At 61.6% G+C, this 16,119-nt stretch carries 12 protein-coding genes and 1 pseudogene; 6 read left to right on the forward strand and 7 right to left on the reverse strand.

What is annotated here, in order from left to right; all coding sequences use genetic code 11:
- Positions 1-7: 7 nt before the first annotated feature.
- Genes fdhF through ACNAZS_RS14130 form a run of 3 tightly spaced genes read right to left on the reverse strand, consistent with a single transcriptional unit; the run spans position 8 to position 5,057 of the window.
- A complete protein-coding gene (gene fdhF / locus ACNAZS_RS14120) occupies positions 8-2,887 on the reverse strand; it encodes a formate dehydrogenase subunit alpha (protein WP_415790290.1) in 2,880 nt (959 codons plus the stop codon).
- Between the two features lie 17 nt (positions 2,888-2,904).
- Positions 2,905-4,491: a formate dehydrogenase beta subunit gene (locus ACNAZS_RS14125; RefSeq protein WP_415790292.1), complete on the reverse strand. Its 1,587-nt coding sequence runs from the start codon at positions 4,489-4,491 to the stop codon at positions 2,905-2,907.
- A complete protein-coding gene (locus tag ACNAZS_RS14130) occupies positions 4,488-5,057 on the reverse strand; it encodes a formate dehydrogenase subunit gamma (RefSeq protein WP_415790293.1) in 570 nt (189 codons plus the stop codon). The genes ACNAZS_RS14125 and ACNAZS_RS14130 overlap by 4 nt, the downstream gene beginning before the upstream one ends.
- Before the next feature lie 166 nt (positions 5,058-5,223).
- On the opposite strand from ACNAZS_RS14130, the gene ACNAZS_RS14135 reads away from it, so the two are divergent.
- The 3 genes and pseudogenes from ACNAZS_RS14135 to ACNAZS_RS14145 all read left to right on the forward strand — a co-directional run.
- A complete protein-coding gene (locus tag ACNAZS_RS14135; protein ID WP_415790295.1) occupies positions 5,224-6,303 on the forward strand; it encodes a substrate-binding domain-containing protein in 1,080 nt (359 codons plus the stop codon).
- 78 nt (positions 6,304-6,381) lie between these two features.
- Positions 6,382-7,441 (forward strand): GTP 3',8-cyclase MoaA (gene moaA, locus ACNAZS_RS14140; protein ID WP_415790298.1); only part of this gene is annotated, 1,060 nt, incomplete at its 3' end.
- Between the two features lie 4 nt (positions 7,442-7,445).
- A pseudogene (locus tag ACNAZS_RS14145) lies at positions 7,446-7,494 on the forward strand (hypothetical protein); the annotation flags it as partial.
- A 13-nt stretch (positions 7,495-7,507) separates the two neighbouring features.
- Here ACNAZS_RS14145 and ACNAZS_RS14150 read toward each other — a convergent pair.
- From ACNAZS_RS14150 to moaC, 4 genes are read right to left on the reverse strand one after another with little or no spacing between them, the layout of a single operon-like run.
- Positions 7,508-8,713, reverse strand: a complete 1,206-nt coding sequence (locus tag ACNAZS_RS14150; protein WP_415790342.1) for a molybdopterin molybdotransferase MoeA — start codon at positions 8,711-8,713, stop codon at positions 7,508-7,510.
- Positions 8,714-8,721: 8 nt separating this feature from the next.
- Complete coding sequence (locus ACNAZS_RS14155) at positions 8,722-9,219, reverse strand: molybdenum cofactor biosynthesis protein MoaE (protein ID WP_415790300.1); 498 nt, start codon at positions 9,217-9,219, stop codon at positions 8,722-8,724.
- 4 nt (positions 9,220-9,223) lie between these two features.
- Positions 9,224-9,475 carry a MoaD/ThiS family protein gene (locus ACNAZS_RS14160; RefSeq protein ID WP_415790302.1) on the reverse strand — a complete coding sequence of 84 codons (252 nt, stop codon included), beginning with the start codon at positions 9,473-9,475 and terminating at the stop codon, positions 9,224-9,226.
- Positions 9,456-9,944 carry a cyclic pyranopterin monophosphate synthase MoaC gene (gene moaC / locus ACNAZS_RS14165; protein WP_415790304.1) on the reverse strand — a complete coding sequence of 163 codons (489 nt, stop codon included), beginning with the start codon at positions 9,942-9,944 and terminating at the stop codon, positions 9,456-9,458. The genes ACNAZS_RS14160 and moaC overlap by 20 nt, the downstream gene beginning before the upstream one ends.
- A 141-nt stretch (positions 9,945-10,085) precedes the next feature.
- Between moaC and ACNAZS_RS14170 the strand changes: the two genes are divergently transcribed.
- The 3 genes from ACNAZS_RS14170 to ACNAZS_RS14180 all read left to right on the forward strand — a co-directional run bounded on the left by ACNAZS_RS14170 (position 10,086) and on the right by ACNAZS_RS14180 (position 15,824).
- The gene (locus ACNAZS_RS14170) at positions 10,086-13,673 is read left to right on the forward strand and encodes a DUF748 domain-containing protein (protein ID WP_415790306.1); all 3,588 of its coding nucleotides are present in this window, start codon (positions 10,086-10,088) and stop codon (positions 13,671-13,673) included.
- A gap of 169 nt (positions 13,674-13,842) precedes the next feature.
- Positions 13,843-14,346, forward strand: a complete 504-nt coding sequence (locus ACNAZS_RS14175) for a peroxiredoxin (protein ID WP_415790308.1) — start codon at positions 13,843-13,845, stop codon at positions 14,344-14,346.
- Between the two features lie 77 nt (positions 14,347-14,423).
- The gene (locus ACNAZS_RS14180) at positions 14,424-15,824 is read left to right on the forward strand and encodes an MFS transporter (RefSeq protein WP_415790310.1); all 1,401 of its coding nucleotides are present in this window, start codon (positions 14,424-14,426) and stop codon (positions 15,822-15,824) included.
- Positions 15,825-16,119: the final 295 nt, after the last annotated feature.

Genomic DNA, 16,119 nt, shown 5'->3' on the forward strand with positions numbered 1-16,119 from the left:
GTCGACGTTACTTACTGACGAGGGTGGCTTCGGTTTCACGGGCGCGTTCGCGCAGCAGTTTTTGCTGGATGTCGCTAAAGCGCGACCATTGCCGTTGCCACTCGGAGGGTTGCGAGACCCGCATCACTTGCACGGCGGTGACCTTGTATTCCGGGCAGTTGGTGGCCCAGTCGGAGTTATCCGTCGTGACCACGTTGGCACCGGACTCGGGAAAATGGAACGTGGTGTAAACCACGCCCGGTTGTACCCGGTCCGTCAGCGTGGCGCGCAGCACGGTTTCACCCGCACGGCTTTGCACCCCCACCCAATCGCCTTCGGCGACGCCGCGGTCTTCGGCGTCTTGCGGGTGGATTTCCAGGACATCCTCGTTATGCCAGGCGACGTTGGGGGTACGGCGGGTCTGCGCGCCGACGTTGTACTGAGACAGGATGCGCCCCGTCGTCAACAACAGCGGGAACTTGCGCGTGCTGCGCTCATCCGATGGGACGTATTTCGTGATCATGAACTTCCCCTTGCCGCGTACGAATTCGTCAATATGCATAATGGGGGTGCCCTCGGGCGCCTCATCGTTGCAGGGCCATTGCAGGCTGCCCATGCGATCGAGTTTTTCGTAAGAGACTCCGTTAAACGTTGGCGTAAGCCGGGCGATCTCATCCATGATTTCGCGGGGATGACGGTAGTTCATGGGGTAGCCCAGCGCGTTAGACAGTGCGACCGTGACTTCCCAGTCGGCCATGCCGTTGCGGGGTTCCATGACCTTGCGCACGCGTGAAATGCGTCGTTCGGCGTTGGTAAAGGTGCCGTCTTTTTCCAGGAACGATGAGCCGGGCAAGAACACGTGAGCGTACTTGGCGGTTTCGTTCAGGAAAAGGTCCTGGACCACGATGCACTCCATGGCCGCCAGCGAGGCGGCGACGTGCTGGGTGTTGGGGTCGGACTGGACAATGTCTTCGCCTTGGCAGTACAGGCCCTTGAAGCTGCCCGCCAAGGCCGCCTCGAACATATTGGGAATGCGCAAGCCGGGTTCGGACTGCAGGGTGACGCCCCAGTCTGCTTCGAACTGGGCCCGTGTCGCGTTATCGGAAACGTGACGATAGCCCGGCAACTCGTGGGGAAACGAGCCCATGTCGCAGGAGCCTTGCACGTTGTTCTGGCCGCGCATGGGGTTCACACCCACGCCTTCGCGACCAATGTTGCCCGTCGCCATGGCCAAATTGGCAATCGCCATGACGGCCGTTGAGCCCTGGCTGTGTTCGGTGACGCCCAAGCCGTAGTAGATCGAGCCATTGTCGCCGGTGGCATACAGGCGCGCCGCGCCGCGTACATCGTCCGCCGGGACGCCGGTGTCTTCTGCAGTGGCTTCAGGAGAGTTTTCGGGGCGGGCGACAAAGTCGCGCCATTGATTGAATGCTTTGGTTTCGCAGCGCTGGGCGACGAAGTCTTCGGCGACCAGGTCTTCGGTCACGATCACGTGGGCCAGCGCGGTGAGCAGCGCGACGTTGGTGCCGGGACGCACGGGCAGATGATAGTCCGCCTTGACGTGAGGCGAGTTGACCAACTCGATACGGCGCGGATCGATGACGATCAGCTTGGCGCCCTCGCGCAGCCGGCGTTTGAGGCGAGACCCGAATACCGGGTGGGCGCTGCTGGGGTTGGATCCCATCAGCACGACGACGTCTGTGTGCATGACGGAGTCAAAGGTCTGCGTGCCGGCGGATTCGCCCAGGGTTTGCTTCAGGCCGTAGCCGGTAGGCGAATGGCAGACGCGTGCGCAGGTGTCGACGTTGTTGGTGCCAAAGGCCGCGCGCACCAGTTTTTGCACCAACCAGGTTTCTTCGTTGGTGCAACGCGAAGAGGTGATGCCACCAATGGAATCGCGGCCGTACTTGTCCTGCAGGCGGCGGAACTCAGAAGCGGTATAGGCGAGGGCTTCGTCCCATGAGACTTCGCGCCAGGGGTCGGTGATGTGCTGGCGAATCATGGGCTTGAGCACGCGCTCTTTGTGCGTGGTGTAGCCCCAGGCAAAGCGACCCTTGACGCAGGCGTGGCCGCGATTGGCCTGGCCGTCTTTCCAGGGCGTCATACGCACGACTTCTTGGCCCTTCATCTCGGCCTTGAATCCGCAGCCCACGCCGCAGTAGGCGCAGGTGGTGATGACCGAGTGCTCGGCCTGACCCATCATGATGACGGATTTTTCTTGCAGGGTGGAGGTGGGGCAGGCCTGCACACAGGCACCGCAGGACACGCACTCACTGTCGAGGAAGGACTGATCCTGGCCGGCCGCGACGCGCGAGGCGAAGCCCTTGCCCGAAATCGTCAACGCGAATGTCCCCTGGGTTTCTTCGCAGGCCCGGACACAGCGGTTGCAGACAATGCACTTGGATGGGTCGTATGAAAAGTAGGGGTTCGAGTCGTCGGTTTTATCTTTCAGGTGATTGGCGCCATCATAGCCATAGCGCACGGCGCGTAACCCCACCACGCCGGCCATGTCCTGCAGTTCGCAGTCGCCGTTGGCGGGGCAGGTCAGGCAGTCCAGCGGATGGTCGGAGATATACAGCTCCATGACGCCGCGTCGCAGTTCATGCAGTTTGGGGGTTTCGGTGTAGACCACCATGCCGTCTTCGACCGGCGTGGTGCACGACGCGGGATAGCCGCGACGCCCGTCGATCTGCACCAGGCATAGCCGGCAGGACCCAAAGGGCTCCAGGCTGTCGGTGGCACAGAGCTTGGGGATATTGATGCCGGCTTCGGCCGCGGCACGCATGACGGAGGTGCCTTCGGGGACGGACATTTCCTGGCCATCAATGGTCAGGGTGACAAGGCGGGCGTTGGTGTCGCGGGCGGGAGTGCCCAGGTCGCGGTCGCGCTTGATAACGGTTTCGAGCATGGCAGGTCCCGTTCGAATCAGGTCGGTTGAGAGGCGGCTTGGGCGCCAGCCGTGGCGGATGTGTTCAGGCCGAAGTCTTCTGGGAAGTGCTCTAACGCTGAGAGGACGGGATAGGGCGTCATGCCGCCCAGCGCACAGAGCGAGCCGCCCAGCATGGTGTCGCACAAGTCGCGCAGCAGATGGATGTGCTGCTCGTGTTGCGGCCCGCCGGCACGGATCTTGTCCAGGGTTTCCGTCCCGCGCACCGCGCCGATGCGGCACGGCGTGCATTTGCCACAGGATTCGACGGCACAGAATTCCATGGCATAGCGGGCCATGCGGCTCATATCGACCGTGTCGTCAAAGGCAACGATACCGCCATGGCCTACCATGGCCGAGATCTTGAGGTAGGACTCGTAGTCCAGCGGCACATCCCACTGCGATTCGGGCAGGTAGGCGCCCAGCGGACCACCGACCTGTACGGCACGCAGGGGACGCCCCGATGCGCTGCCGCCGCCATAGTCGTACAGCAGCTCGCGCAATGTCACGCCAAAGGCGGCCTCGACCAAGCCGCCATGTTTGAGATTGCCAGCGAGTTGAAAGGGGAGCGTACCTTGGGAACGGCCCATCCCGTAGTCGCGATAGTATGCGGCGCCGCGCGCCAGAATGATGGGGATCGATGCCAGCGAAATCACGTTGTTGATGACGGTGGGCTGGCCGAACAGGCCGGCAATGGCGGGTAGCGGCGGTTTGGCGCGCACCACACCGCGCTTGCCCTCCAGGCTTTCCAGAAGCGAGGTTTCTTCGCCGCAGATGTAGGCGCCCGCGCCTTTACGGACCTCGAGATCAAAGCGCTGGCCACTGCCTTGAATATCGTCGCCAAGCCAGCCCGCCTGACGCGCCTGGTCGATGGCTGCGTTCAACGTCGCGATGGCTTGCGGGTACTCTGAGCGAACGTAGATATAGCCATAGGTGGCGCCCACAGCCAGGCCGGCGATCGCCATGCCTTCGATGAGAACAAAGGGGTCGCCTTCCATGATGAGACGATCGGAGAACGTCCCGGAGTCGCCTTCATCCGCGTTGCAGACGATGTACTTCTGCGTGGCGGGCGTGGTCAACACGGTTTTCCACTTGATCCCGGTGGGAAAGGCTGCACCGCCGCGGCCGCGTAAACCCGATGCGGTGACTTCGTCGACGATCTGTTCGGGCGTGAGGGCCAGCGCGCGCTGTAAGCCCTGCAAGCCCTCGTGCGCGAGGTAATCCACTGTTGACACCGGGTCGGTGATGCCGACACGCGCGAAGGTCAGCCGTTGTTGATTTTTTAAATACGGAATTGCCTCGGTCAGTCCGAGATGCAGCGGGTGGTTGCCGCCATGCAGCCAGTCTGCGTCGAATAGGCCGGGCACATCGTCGACCTGTACGGGGCCGTAGGCAACGCGTCCCGCGGGGGTGACGATTTCGGCGAGCGGTTCCAGCCAGAGCAGGCCCCGCGATCCGTTACGTACCAACCGGATAGCCAGGTGACGGCGTTGCGCTTCTTGCTCGATCGCTAGAGCGACATCATCGGCGTCGACCGCGAGGGCCGCCGCATCGCGGGGCAGATAGATCGTGACGGGGGCGTTCATGGTTGCACCGCCCGATCGTGTTCGGTGGCTCGCTGCAGAATGCGGGTGAGCTTGTCAGGGGTGACGCGCGCATGTGGCTTGCCGTCCAGCATCACGGCCGGTGATTGGGCGCACAGGCCCAGGCAATATACGGGCTCAAGGGTGACGGCGCCGTCGGCTGTGGTGTGATGGAAATCGCAGCCGAGTGTGTGGCGCGCATGTTCGGCAAGATGCTCCCCGCCCATCGCCTGGCAGGATTCGGCACGGCAAACCTCCAGCACATGCCGGCCCGCGGGCTCGGTGCGAAAGTGCGGATAGAAACTCAACACGCCGTGGACTTCGGCGCGGGACAGGTTCAGGGCCTCGGCGATGGTGGGCACCGCGTCGGCCGGAATACAGCCCAGTTCATCCTGTATCTCGTGCAGCAGAGGCAGCAGCGCGCCAGGTTGATCCTGCCATTGCGTGGCGGCCTGTGCCGCAGCCGCCACCGTGGGGGTGGTGGACTGACGCGCGGCCGATAAGGCCATATCGCCGCCGCGTGCACCGCCGCCGCCGGGCGGATTGGGCTTTGCCTGCGAAATAGGCATGCTTGTCTCCTGGTGACGACCCTCGCGTAAAGATGGGGCCGCATTGTTCTCTAGTTGTTGCCAGCCGATTGCATTGATAATATGTTTTTTAAAACATATAAAACTGTGCTATCTATCTGATGTGCGTACTCTAATCGCCAAATCTGCCACGTTCAATAGGAAATAAATGACATATAAATTTCGTATCGGACTGCGCCCCCAATGGCTGCTGGAGGGCGATGCGGAACATCCCGGTCAGGCGTTGCATGACATGTTGGCGCTGTTGGCGGCCATTGATGCGACGGGCAATATCGCCGGCGCATGCCGGGCCTGTGGCCTGTCGTATCGGCATGCCTGGGGGGTGCTGCGGCGTTTTGAGGGGCTGTTCGGTACGCCGTTGTTGATTACCAAGCGGCGTCAAGGCACGCAGTTATCGCCCTTTGCACAACGTTTGTTGTGGGCAAATCGCCGCATCGAGGCGCGTTTGATGCCGACGCTGGAAAGCATGGCGTCCGAGTTGCAAGAGGAACTGGAAAAGCTGCTGCCCGAGACAATTCCGCATTTGCGTTTGCACGCGAGCCATGGCTTTGCGGTCGAGGCATTGATGCAACATATGAGCGATCGCGAGCCGGGTCTGGAGCTTCGCTATCGCACGGCGATCGAGGCACTGGCCGCACTGGAACGCCACGAATGTGATCTGGCGGGCTTTCAGGTGCCGAGCGGCACGTTTGAGGCACCGATCATGGCGCGTTATGCGCAATGGTTGTCGCCAGACGATTATCTGCTGATCCACCTGGCCGTACGTAATACGGGCCTGTTTGTCGTGCCGGGCAATCCGAAGCACATTCGCGGCATGGCGGATTTGTCGCGCAAGGATGTGCGGTTCGTGAATCGGCAAATTGGGTCCAGTACGCGTTATCTGGTAAGTCTGATGCTAGAGCAGGCGGGCGTGTCGATCAGCGATGTGCAGGGCTATGAAACCAACGAGTTCACCCATATGGCGATCGCGGCGCATATTGCCAGCGGGATGGCGGACACCGGGGTGGGCGTCGAGACAGCAGCCTGGCGTTTTGGCTTGGACTTTATTCCGCTGGTGCATGAGCGTTATTTCTTTGCGATTCGCCGCGCGTCGCTGGATACCCCTGCCATGCAAGACCTGTTGAACATCATGCGGGGCCATGAATATCTGGGGTATGTGCATCAACTGGTGGGCTACGACGCCACGGATACGGGCAAGTTGCAGACGCTGGAGGAAGCCTTTGGGTGACGTCGACATCCGCATGCAGACCTCAATAATCGGAGGCGGGCTAGTGAGGGCCGACTCATTGCGCGATATGATGCTCAGATGAGTAAAGTTATTTACCTGACCGATCATTCTGCGCAGCATCTGCCGCCGCTGCCGCAGTCGGCGCTGCCGCCCGCTGGGCAACCGGTGCAGGATGCGTTTGCGCGGCCGATGCGTGATCTGCGGATTTCGGTCACGGATCGCTGTAATTTTCGATGTACGTACTGCATGCCGCGCGAGGTGTTCGACGGCAACTATGCCTTTTTGCCGCATTCGGCACTGTTGTCGTTCGAAGAGATCACGCGCATCGCCCGCTTGGGCGCCCAACTGGGGGTTGAGAAAATCCGCCTGACGGGCGGTGAGCCGCTACTGCGCAAGAATATTGAAGCCTTGATCGGTATGCTGGCCGAATTGCGCACGCCTGACGGTCGTCCGCTGGAGCTGGCGCTGACCACTAACGGCACGTTGTTGACGCGTAAGGCCGTGGCCTTGAAACAGGCAGGTTTGACGCGGGTGACGGTCAGTCTGGACACGCTGGACGCGGAGATGTTTGCCCGCATGAGCGACAGCACGTTTACTCCCGACGATGTGTTGCGCGGCATTGATGCTGCGGCCGACGCGGGGCTGGCGCCTGTCAAGATCAACATGGTCGTGCGTCGCGGCCTGAACGATGGTCAGATAGTGCCGATGGCCGGGCACTTTCGCCATACCGGCCATGTGCTGCGTTTTATCGAGTACATGGACGTGGGCACCACCAACGGCTGGAATTTGAAAGAGGTCGTGCCGAGTGCCGAAGTCGTCCAACGGATCGGCGAGGCCTACCCCTTGCGGGCCATCGACGCGCAGATCATGGGGCGTGTGGCCCAACGTTGGTCTTATGGAGACGGCGCGGGCGAGGTCGGCGTGATTTCGAGCGTGACCGAGGCGTTTTGCGGCGGCTGTACGCGTGCACGCCTCTCGCCGGAAGGCAAAATTTTCCTGTGCCTGTTTGGGTCTCATGGCCATGACCTGCGCGGGCTCCTGCGCAGCGCAGCAGACGATGATCAGGTCGCGCGCGCCATCGCCGGTATCTGGACGCAACGTGACGACCGGTATTCCGAGTTGCGAGGCCGGGGTGCGGNGCNCGCCCATCAAGGCGAGCGCAAGATCGAGATGAGTTATATCGGCGGGTGACAGCGCCGTGGCGCTACGCCAGCCAGTGCGCCAGATCGTAATATGCCACGATGTCCCCGTCATTTACCGTGACCCCGGCGGGGGTACGCGCCAGCCCGGTGGCCCAGGGCAGGGAACTGATGACCGAAGAGTCCTGGTTCCCATAAGGCACCAGCTCTGGTGCGCCGTCGGGATTGGGACGCCACTGGACACGCAGAAATTCTTCGCGCTTGTCATGGTGGGGGCGCGGCGTGCGCAGCGGGGCGGCGCTGACGGCCGGAAAGACGGCTGTGCGTCCCTGCATGCGGCGCACCAGGGGCGACACCAGCACGGCGTAGACGGCATAGACTGAGACGGGATTGCCCGGCAGGCACACAATGGGTTTGCCGTCGATATGCGCTAGGGCGACGGGCTTGCCCGGTTTCATGCGGACTCGCCATAGCGCCAGTGTGCCGCCCAGGGACTCCAGGACCGGCTTGACCAGGTCCTTTTCGCCCACCGAGACGCCGCCGATGCTAAGCAGGAGATCGCAGTCGGCCAGCATTGTGCCGATGGCAGCGCGCAATTCCGGTTCATTGTCACGTGCGTGCAGCACGTGCACCGCTTGGGCGCCAGCCTTTTGGACCAGGGCGGCCAGCATGACGCCATTGCAGTTGTAGATTTGTTGCGTCGCGCGCTCGGCACCAGGGGGCACCAATTCATCGCCCGTTGTCAGGATGCCAATACGCAGCGGCGCGTAGACCTGCACATGCGTCAAGCCCTGCGAAGCCAATGACGCGATATGTGCGGCATCCAGCAAGGTGCCCGCGGAGAATAGGGGTTGGCCCGCCGACGTGTCCATGCCGCGCTTGCGTACGAATTCGCCGGCCTTGGGGGCTTGCAGGATTTGCACCTGGCCGTTGGCCTCGCGGGTGTTTTCCTGAATGACGATGGTGTCAGCGCCTTCGGGAATCAAGCTACCCGTAAACAGGCGCGTGGCCTGGCCCGGGATCAGCGCGGCGGGCATGTCGCCAGCATAACTGCGCTGTTGAATGGGCAGGGTGACGTCAGGCCGGTAGTCTGCAAAGCGAATGGCGTAGCCATCCATGGCGCTGTTGTCGGCGGGGGGCAAGTCCAGCGTGGCGGTCAGGTCGGTGGCCAGCACGCGGCCGATTGCGTGTGCCAACGACACCTCTTCCCGGCGACCAATCGGGTCGGCGGCACGGGCCAACAGTTCTTGAGCGCGTTCAAAATCGAGCAGGTCGTTGTTCATCGATGATGGGTATGAGAGGTGGATTGCGCAGCGGCATCGCCCGCATCCCAGGCGTGGGTGCGGTCGTGATCGGTCTGGCGTTGTTCGACCCAGAAGCTGTTGCCATCGGACAGAGTCTCGCGTTTCCAGAAGGGCGCGCGGGTTTTTAGCGCATCGATCATGTATTCACACCCTCGAAACGCATCGCCGCGATGCGCACTCGCGGCCGCGACGAAGACGATCTGGGCGTTGCGGGGCAAGGCGCCGACGCGATGGGCGATGACGGTGCCGGCCAGTTGCCAGCGTTGGCGGGCGGTGTCGGCGACGTCTTGCAACTCGCGTTCACACATGCCGGGGTAGTGTTCCAGGAACAGGGTTTGTGTCGCCTGATTCGGGGCGAAGTCGCGCACATAGCCGGTAAACGTGACAATGGCGCCTGCCTGGGCGCCGACCCGTTCGCGCAGATCGGCGAGCAAGGTGGCGCCGTCAAAGTCGGCTTCTTGAACGATAACCATATTGTCAGCCTCCGGTAACCGGCTCGAAAACCGCGATTTCGTCACCCGGTGCAATGATGGCGGATGGCTTGGCATGCGTCTGGTTGATCGCCAGCTTCAGACGTGCGGCGGGCGCAAGTTGCGGATAGCGGGCTTGCAGGGCCTCTAGCAGTTGGGTACCTGTCGAGGGTTCGGCCAGCGGCCAAGCTTCGCTGCGTTTGCCGACGAGCTCGGCGACACGGGCAAAGTACAGAATATTAAGGGTTGCGCCACTCACCGCTTTTACCTCCCGCCTTATATTCAAGACGTATTTGTTCAATCACAATGCCCTTGTCGGCCGCCTTGCACATGTCGTAAATGGTCAGCGCGGCGACGCTGCAGGCGGTCATCGCCTCCATTTCGACACCCGTTTTATAGCGGGTCCGGCACGTCGTCCTGATGTCGACGGTATGCGTGTCGTCGTCTAACGAAAACTCAACGCCGACAAAGGCCAGGGGCAGGCTGTGGCAGAGCGGAATCAGCTCTGCGCAGCGTTTGGCCGCCAGGACGGCTGCTACGCGTGCGGTATTGAGCACTTCGCCTTTGCCTTGGCCGGGTTGGGTCAACAAGTCATAGGCTACCGCGTTCATTCGTACACTGCCACGGGCGATGGCAATGCGGTCCGTTTCGGTCTTGGCGCCGACGTCAACCATGCGGATTTGGCCAGATTCGTCCAGGTGGCTAAGCGTAGGGGCAGAGGATGGCATGATAGGAAAAGTGTTAACGATTGAAAACGAGCGCGGCTTTTTGCTAAAGTGGGCCACGCTTGCGTCCTATCATAGACGAGCTCTGGCTACGCGTGAAATTACCGTCGCCGCTGCTCCGCTATCCGAACCAGGAGACTACGCATGGCCCTTACGATGCCCAGGTTGAGATTCACTCGGCGTCTTGGAAAAATTCTCCTGGCGATCATAGCCACGATCCTGATTCTATTCGGGGTGGCCGCGTGGCAGGTTCCGAACCTGTTGCGGTCGGTGTTGACCGAGGATGTCGCTGAGCTGCTGGGCCGTCCGGTGCAGGTGGGCGAGATCAGTTTTAATCCTTTTACCCTGTCGGTGCGCGCGCAGGATCTCGTGATCGAGCAGCCCGGCGGCGAGGCGCCCTTGCTGAATGTCGGCCAGATGGACGTCAGCGCGTCGTGGAAGTCATTGTTCTGGTTTGCGCCCGTGGTCGATTCGGTACGCTTGCAGCGTCCGCAGATCGCGTTGGTTCGCGAGGACACCACGACATTCAATTTCTCGGATATCCAGAAAAGACTCGCGGACAGGGCGGCGGCTCAGCCCGCGCCCGAGCCAGGCGAAAAGGACGACGATGCCCTGCCGCGGTTTTCGTTGAACAACCTTGTGCTGGAGGGCGGGGCCATTACGCTGGATGACAAGGTGACGGGCCGCAAGCAGGAAATCGACGAGATCGCGCTGGGCGTTCCCTTTATTTCGTCGTTTGGCTATGCCACCGACATCGATGTGGAACCGCTGGTGCATCTGCGCGTCAATGGCAGTCCCTTCGATATGAGAGGCGTGGCGAGGCCATTTGATGTCGTGCCGTCGTCGACCTTGAATCTGGATTTTCGCGGGCTGGAACTCGAAAAATGGGCCGATATTTGGCCCATCGCGATACCCATCAAAGTCGAACGCGCCTTGCTGGATTCGAATCTGAAGCTGGTGTTTGAGCAGCCACGCGATGCGGATGCCAAGATCTTGGTGACCGGCGACGTGGGCTTGCGAGAGTTGAATCTGCGCGAGACGTCGGGCGCGCCCTTGATCCAGTGGAACACCCTGGAGATTCAGCGGGTCAAGCTGGACATGCTGGCCCGCCAGTTCTCGATTGGCCAGGTCGAGATGTGGTCGCCCGTGTTGCAGGCGAGCAGGGATGCCAAGCAGCAACTGAATTGGTTGCGGGTGATCGACAAGCTCAAGGCCATCGGAGGGGCAGAGGGCGGTAGCAAACAGACCGCCAAAGCGCCAGTCTCAGCCAAGGCAGCGGCGGCCGAGGCAAGCAAGACAACCGCCAGTGAGCCGCTCGTTGCGCAAGCCGATGCCGGCACGAACGGCAAGACGCCTGACAAGGCGGTCGACGACAAAGCCACAGACAAAGTAGCCACAGACAAAGCTGCCGCGGCCCTCCAGGCGACATTGCCGAAAGCATCGTCTGACGAAGCCGCCTCCGCCGTCGCGCCGAAGTCAAAGACCCCTGATGAATGGCAGGTCGCGGTGGACGCGATCAACATTCATGACGCCCGGCTGCACGTACAAGACGCGGCCACCAAGCTGGACACCACGTTGGCCGGCCTGGCGATGACGGCGGAGAACGTGCAGTTCCCGCAGCCGGCGGATCAGCCGATCAACCTGTGGCTCGACATGGATAACCTTGTCGACGATAGCTGGATACGCGCCAAAGGGCCGTTGATACTTAGCCCGCTGGCGTTGACGCTGGAGTTGCGCGCCGGCCATCTGGGCTTGGCCCCGTACGCGTCCGCAGTACGTAGCCAGGCGCCGATTCAGTTGCTCGACGGTTTTCTGGGCCTGGAAGCCAACGTCAAGGTCGCCCAGCAGGCAGGTGCCACGCAAGTCGTGGCGACTGGCGTCAAGCTCGATGTCTCGCAATTGGCGGCACGCGACGAGTCGCAGAAACCGGCGGTGGATTTGAATATTGGCCAGTTGGCACTGGCAGCGGACCGTGTGGCACTGGATGCCACGCCCACGCCATTTACGTTGCAAGCCAAGAGTATTCAGGGTGATGGCAGTCTCGCGCTGCAAGGATCCTTGACGACGCAGCCTCTGGCGGTGCAAACCCAGGTCGACTTGCAAAACTTGAACCTGGCCTCGTTGGCACCATATGTCGCGTCCAGTCTGAATGCGACCGTGCGTTCCTTGAGCGTGGGCGCACGCGGCGAAGCCGTGTTTTCGGCGGCGGCGGGTGAGTCGCCGATGAAAGGCAGTTGGAAAGGCGGCGTCGACGTCCTCGATTTGCATCTCGCTGATCGCGTGAACCAGAATGACTTCCTGAAGTGGAAGCAACTGAATCTCAGCGGCATGCAGGTGTCTGTGGACGGTGATCAGTTTGCAGCCAACCTGGGCGACATTACGCTGGATGATTTTTATGGCCGGGTCTTGCTCAGCGCGGAGGGCCGCCTGAATGTGATGGACTTGCTGGCCGAGCCTGGTCAGGCGGGCGGGTCTATCACCGAGGATACGCAAACCCGCGGTCGTTCAGCCCGCGCGGCCAAGGCCGAGAAGACAGGCCAGATGCCTGATGTTGCCTTGAACAGCGTCACGCTGAAAAACGGCCGCATGACGTTCACCGATCACTTCGTCAAGCCGAACTATACCGCCGAGCTGTCGCGTATCGAGGGGGGCCTGTCTGCGGTGTCCTCGCGTAACCCGAAACCTGCGAAGGTCAACGTGAAGGGTCGCGTCTACGGCACGGCCCCGCTGTCTATTGACGGGACGGTACAGCCCTTTGCCGAGTTCATGTCGCTGGACCTGAAGGTGTTGGCCAAAGGCGTGGATCTGCCGCGTTTTACAACGTATTCCGCCAAGTACGTGGGCTATCCGATCAAGCGAGGCAAACTGTCGGTCGAGTTGGCCTACAAGCTGGAAGACCGCGCCTTACAGGCCTCCAACCACGTTGTGCTTAATCAACTGACGTTTGGCGAGAAGACCAACAGTCCGGATGCCACGACCTTGCCGGTGATGCTGGCCGTGTCGCTGCTGAAAGACAGCAAGGGCAATATCGATATCAACCTGCCGATTTCCGGTTCGCTGGATGACCCCGAGTTTTCGGTAGGAGGCATCATTTTGCGGGTGCTGGGCAACTTGCTGGTGAAAGCTGTGACCTCGCCGTTTTCTTTGCTGGCCTCGGCATTCGGCAGTGGCGAAGAGCTGTCATATATCAATTTTGAGCCGGGAAGTGCCGAACTGGCGGCGCAGGCCGATGAAAGTATCACTACCCTGGCCCAGGCCCTGAATGACCGGCCCGCGCTGAAGCTGGATATCATCGGCCGCGCCGATCCGGTCACCGATGGCGAGGGTTTGCGCCAGGCATGGCTCGAACGCCAGATTCGCCGCGCCAAGGTGGAGGACACGTCAGGCAAGGATAAAAAGACCGATTTGTCCCGCGTCACCCTCACCGATGCAGAGCGCGCGGAATACCTCGAAGAGGTTTATGACGATACCGACATCGAGGAAAAACCGCGTAATTTCATTGGCTTCGCCAAGTCGGTCCCCACCGATCAAATGACTGCCATGCTGCTAAAGGCCGCGCCTGTGAATGAGGAATCGTTGCAGAAACTGGCCGAAGCACGCGCAGACGCCATTTACGAGAAGCTGCAAAAAATCGGCCCCGCCGACCGGATTTTCATCGTGGCGCCGGCGATCGACGGTGAGGCAGGCGAGGGGGACGCAAAACCCTCGCGGGTGGATTTCGCGCTGCAGTGACCGTGGTGGCGTGCCGCCGATCGAGGATGTGGCGCATGGGCAACGCACCGCGATGCGCTACCGTCCTGCGGCGAGCAAACAAATAGGGGATAGCCCTAGGTTGGCACTATGATGAGGGTTTGCCGGGCGACTCACGCCCGGACGCCTTTGCGTTTACCTGGAGATGCATATGACCATCAAAGTCGGCGACCGTGTACCGGACGGCACCCTGAGCGAGTTTTTTGAATCCGAAGCCAATGGTTGCTCCCTCGGGCCCAATGCATTCCAGGTCGCCGATCTGGTCAAGGGCAAGACCATTGCCCTGTTCGCGGTCCCGGGCGCTTTCACATCGACCTGCTCGACCAAGCACCTGCCGGGCTACGTGGCACAAGCTCAGGCCCTGAAAGACAAGGGTGCGGACGAAGTTTGGTGCGTATCCGTCAACGATGCCCATGTCATGGGCGCGTGGGGGCGTGATCAACAGACCGCAGGCAAAGTACGCATGCTGGCCGATGGTTCGGCTCTCTGGACGCGCGCCCTGGGTCTGGAACTGGACCTGATCGAGCGCGGCATGGGTGTGCGTTCACAGCGCTACTCGGCAATCTTGAAAGACGGCGTCGTCACGCATCTCAACATCGAGCAGCCCGGCAAATTCGAAGTCAGCGACGCTGCCACCCTGTTGTCACAGATCTAACTTATTTTGTCGTTCCCGCCGTGGGCGCATCGTGCGCCCACGGCGTTTCCTAGTGTGACGGCTGCCAGCCGTATCCCATGTTAACCACGATTTACTCTTTCTCGTCGCTCTACATTGCGACGCTGCTAATGCTGGTTGGCATTGGCTTGTACAACACTTTCATGGGGTTGCGGCTGACCGCCCTATCGGTCAGCGAGATCTGGATCGGTGCGCTGATCGCCGTTTATTACCTGGGATTGGTCTGTGGCGCGCGGCTGGGTCACAAACTGATCATTCGCGTCGGCCATATCCGGGCATTTGTCGCCTGTGCCGCCTTGTCCACCAGCATGATCCTGGCGCAGATGGTGGTCGACTCCATGCCCGTCTGGCTGGTATTTCGACTGGTGTCGGGCATCGTGATGGTGACCGAGCTGATGGTCATCGAGAGCTGGCTCAACGAACAAACTGAAAACCACCAGCGCGGCCGCGTGTTCTCCGTATACATGGTGGTGTCGGGTCTGGGCACGGTAATGGGCCAACTGGTGCTGACAGTCTATGGCTCGCTGAGCCAGGAGCCCCTGATCCTGGTGGCCGCCTGTCTGGTGCTATGCCTCGTGCCTATCGCGCTGACCGCGCGTACCCACCCCCCAACGCCGCTGCCCGCGCCGCTGGACCTGCGCTTTTTCGTCCAGCGCGTCCCGTTGTCCCTGACTGTGCTCTTCGTCGCCGGCAATTTGTCCGGGGCATTTTATGGCCTGGCCCCGGTGTTTGCCGCTAAATACGGCCTGACAACCTCGCAGTCGGCCGTCTTCGTCGCGGCTGGCGCGACCGCAGGTTTGCTATCGCAATGGCCCATCGGCTGGCTGTCCGACCGCATCAACCGCGCGGGTCTCATCCGCTTTAATGCCTGTCTGCTTGTGCTGCTGCCCGCCATCCTGTGGGGATGGATCGTCCTGCCATTCTGGGCACTGGTCCTGTTGTCGTGCATATTGGGCGTACTGCAGTTCACCCTGTATCCCCTGGGCGCCGCATTTGCCAACGATCACGTTGCCTCAGAACGTCGAGTCAGCCTGAGCGCCATCCTGCTCATGACCTACGGCGTCGGGGCGTGCCTGGGCCCCATGGTGGCAGGTATCCTGATGTCGCTGGCAGGCCCCAACATGTACTACGTCTTCGTCTCCGGATGCGCCTTGATCCTCGTATGGCAAGTACGTCCGGCACGTGTGACCGGCGCGCACCAGGTCGACGAGGCACCAGTGCACTTCGTGCCCATGCCCGACAACCTGCAAAGCTCTCCGGCCTCGGTTGCACTCGATCCACGGGTCGATGCAGAAGGCGATTCGGCAGTGGAGATGGTTTCGCCGGAGCCGGACGTTGTGCAAGTGCCGGAGTCCGCGATTGAGGCGGAAACGGTTGTGGAGGGTGATACGGCGTCTGCTGATGCCGTCGATGAGGTGAGCTCGGGTGCAGGCGCGGATCGGGGGCATACCGTAGGTTAAGGTTCTTGAGGCGCAGGAGGCTGCCGTGTAAAAGCCCCGGCGGCCCGNTCGCCGCGGCTCGGCCCAACCAGGGGCCTCGGCCCGCGCTGCGCGCGGGCTGCCCTTGCTCAACGGGCCGCCGGGGCTTTTACACGGCAGCCTCCTGCTCGCACAGTTTCCCATTTACGGATGCTATTGGTGCGTTGGGCGTGGCAAGCTAAAGCAGCCTGCGTATGCCACGATTGTGAGCCCCTGTCCGGCATCTGAGAGCCCAGGCGGTCCTATCGNNNGCNGGAAGTCTCGCGCAGCGAGGCCG

This window comes from Bordetella tumulicola (genome assembly GCF_965138755.1).
Lineage (GTDB): Bacteria > Pseudomonadota > Gammaproteobacteria > Burkholderiales > Burkholderiaceae_B > Bordetella_A > Bordetella_A tumulicola.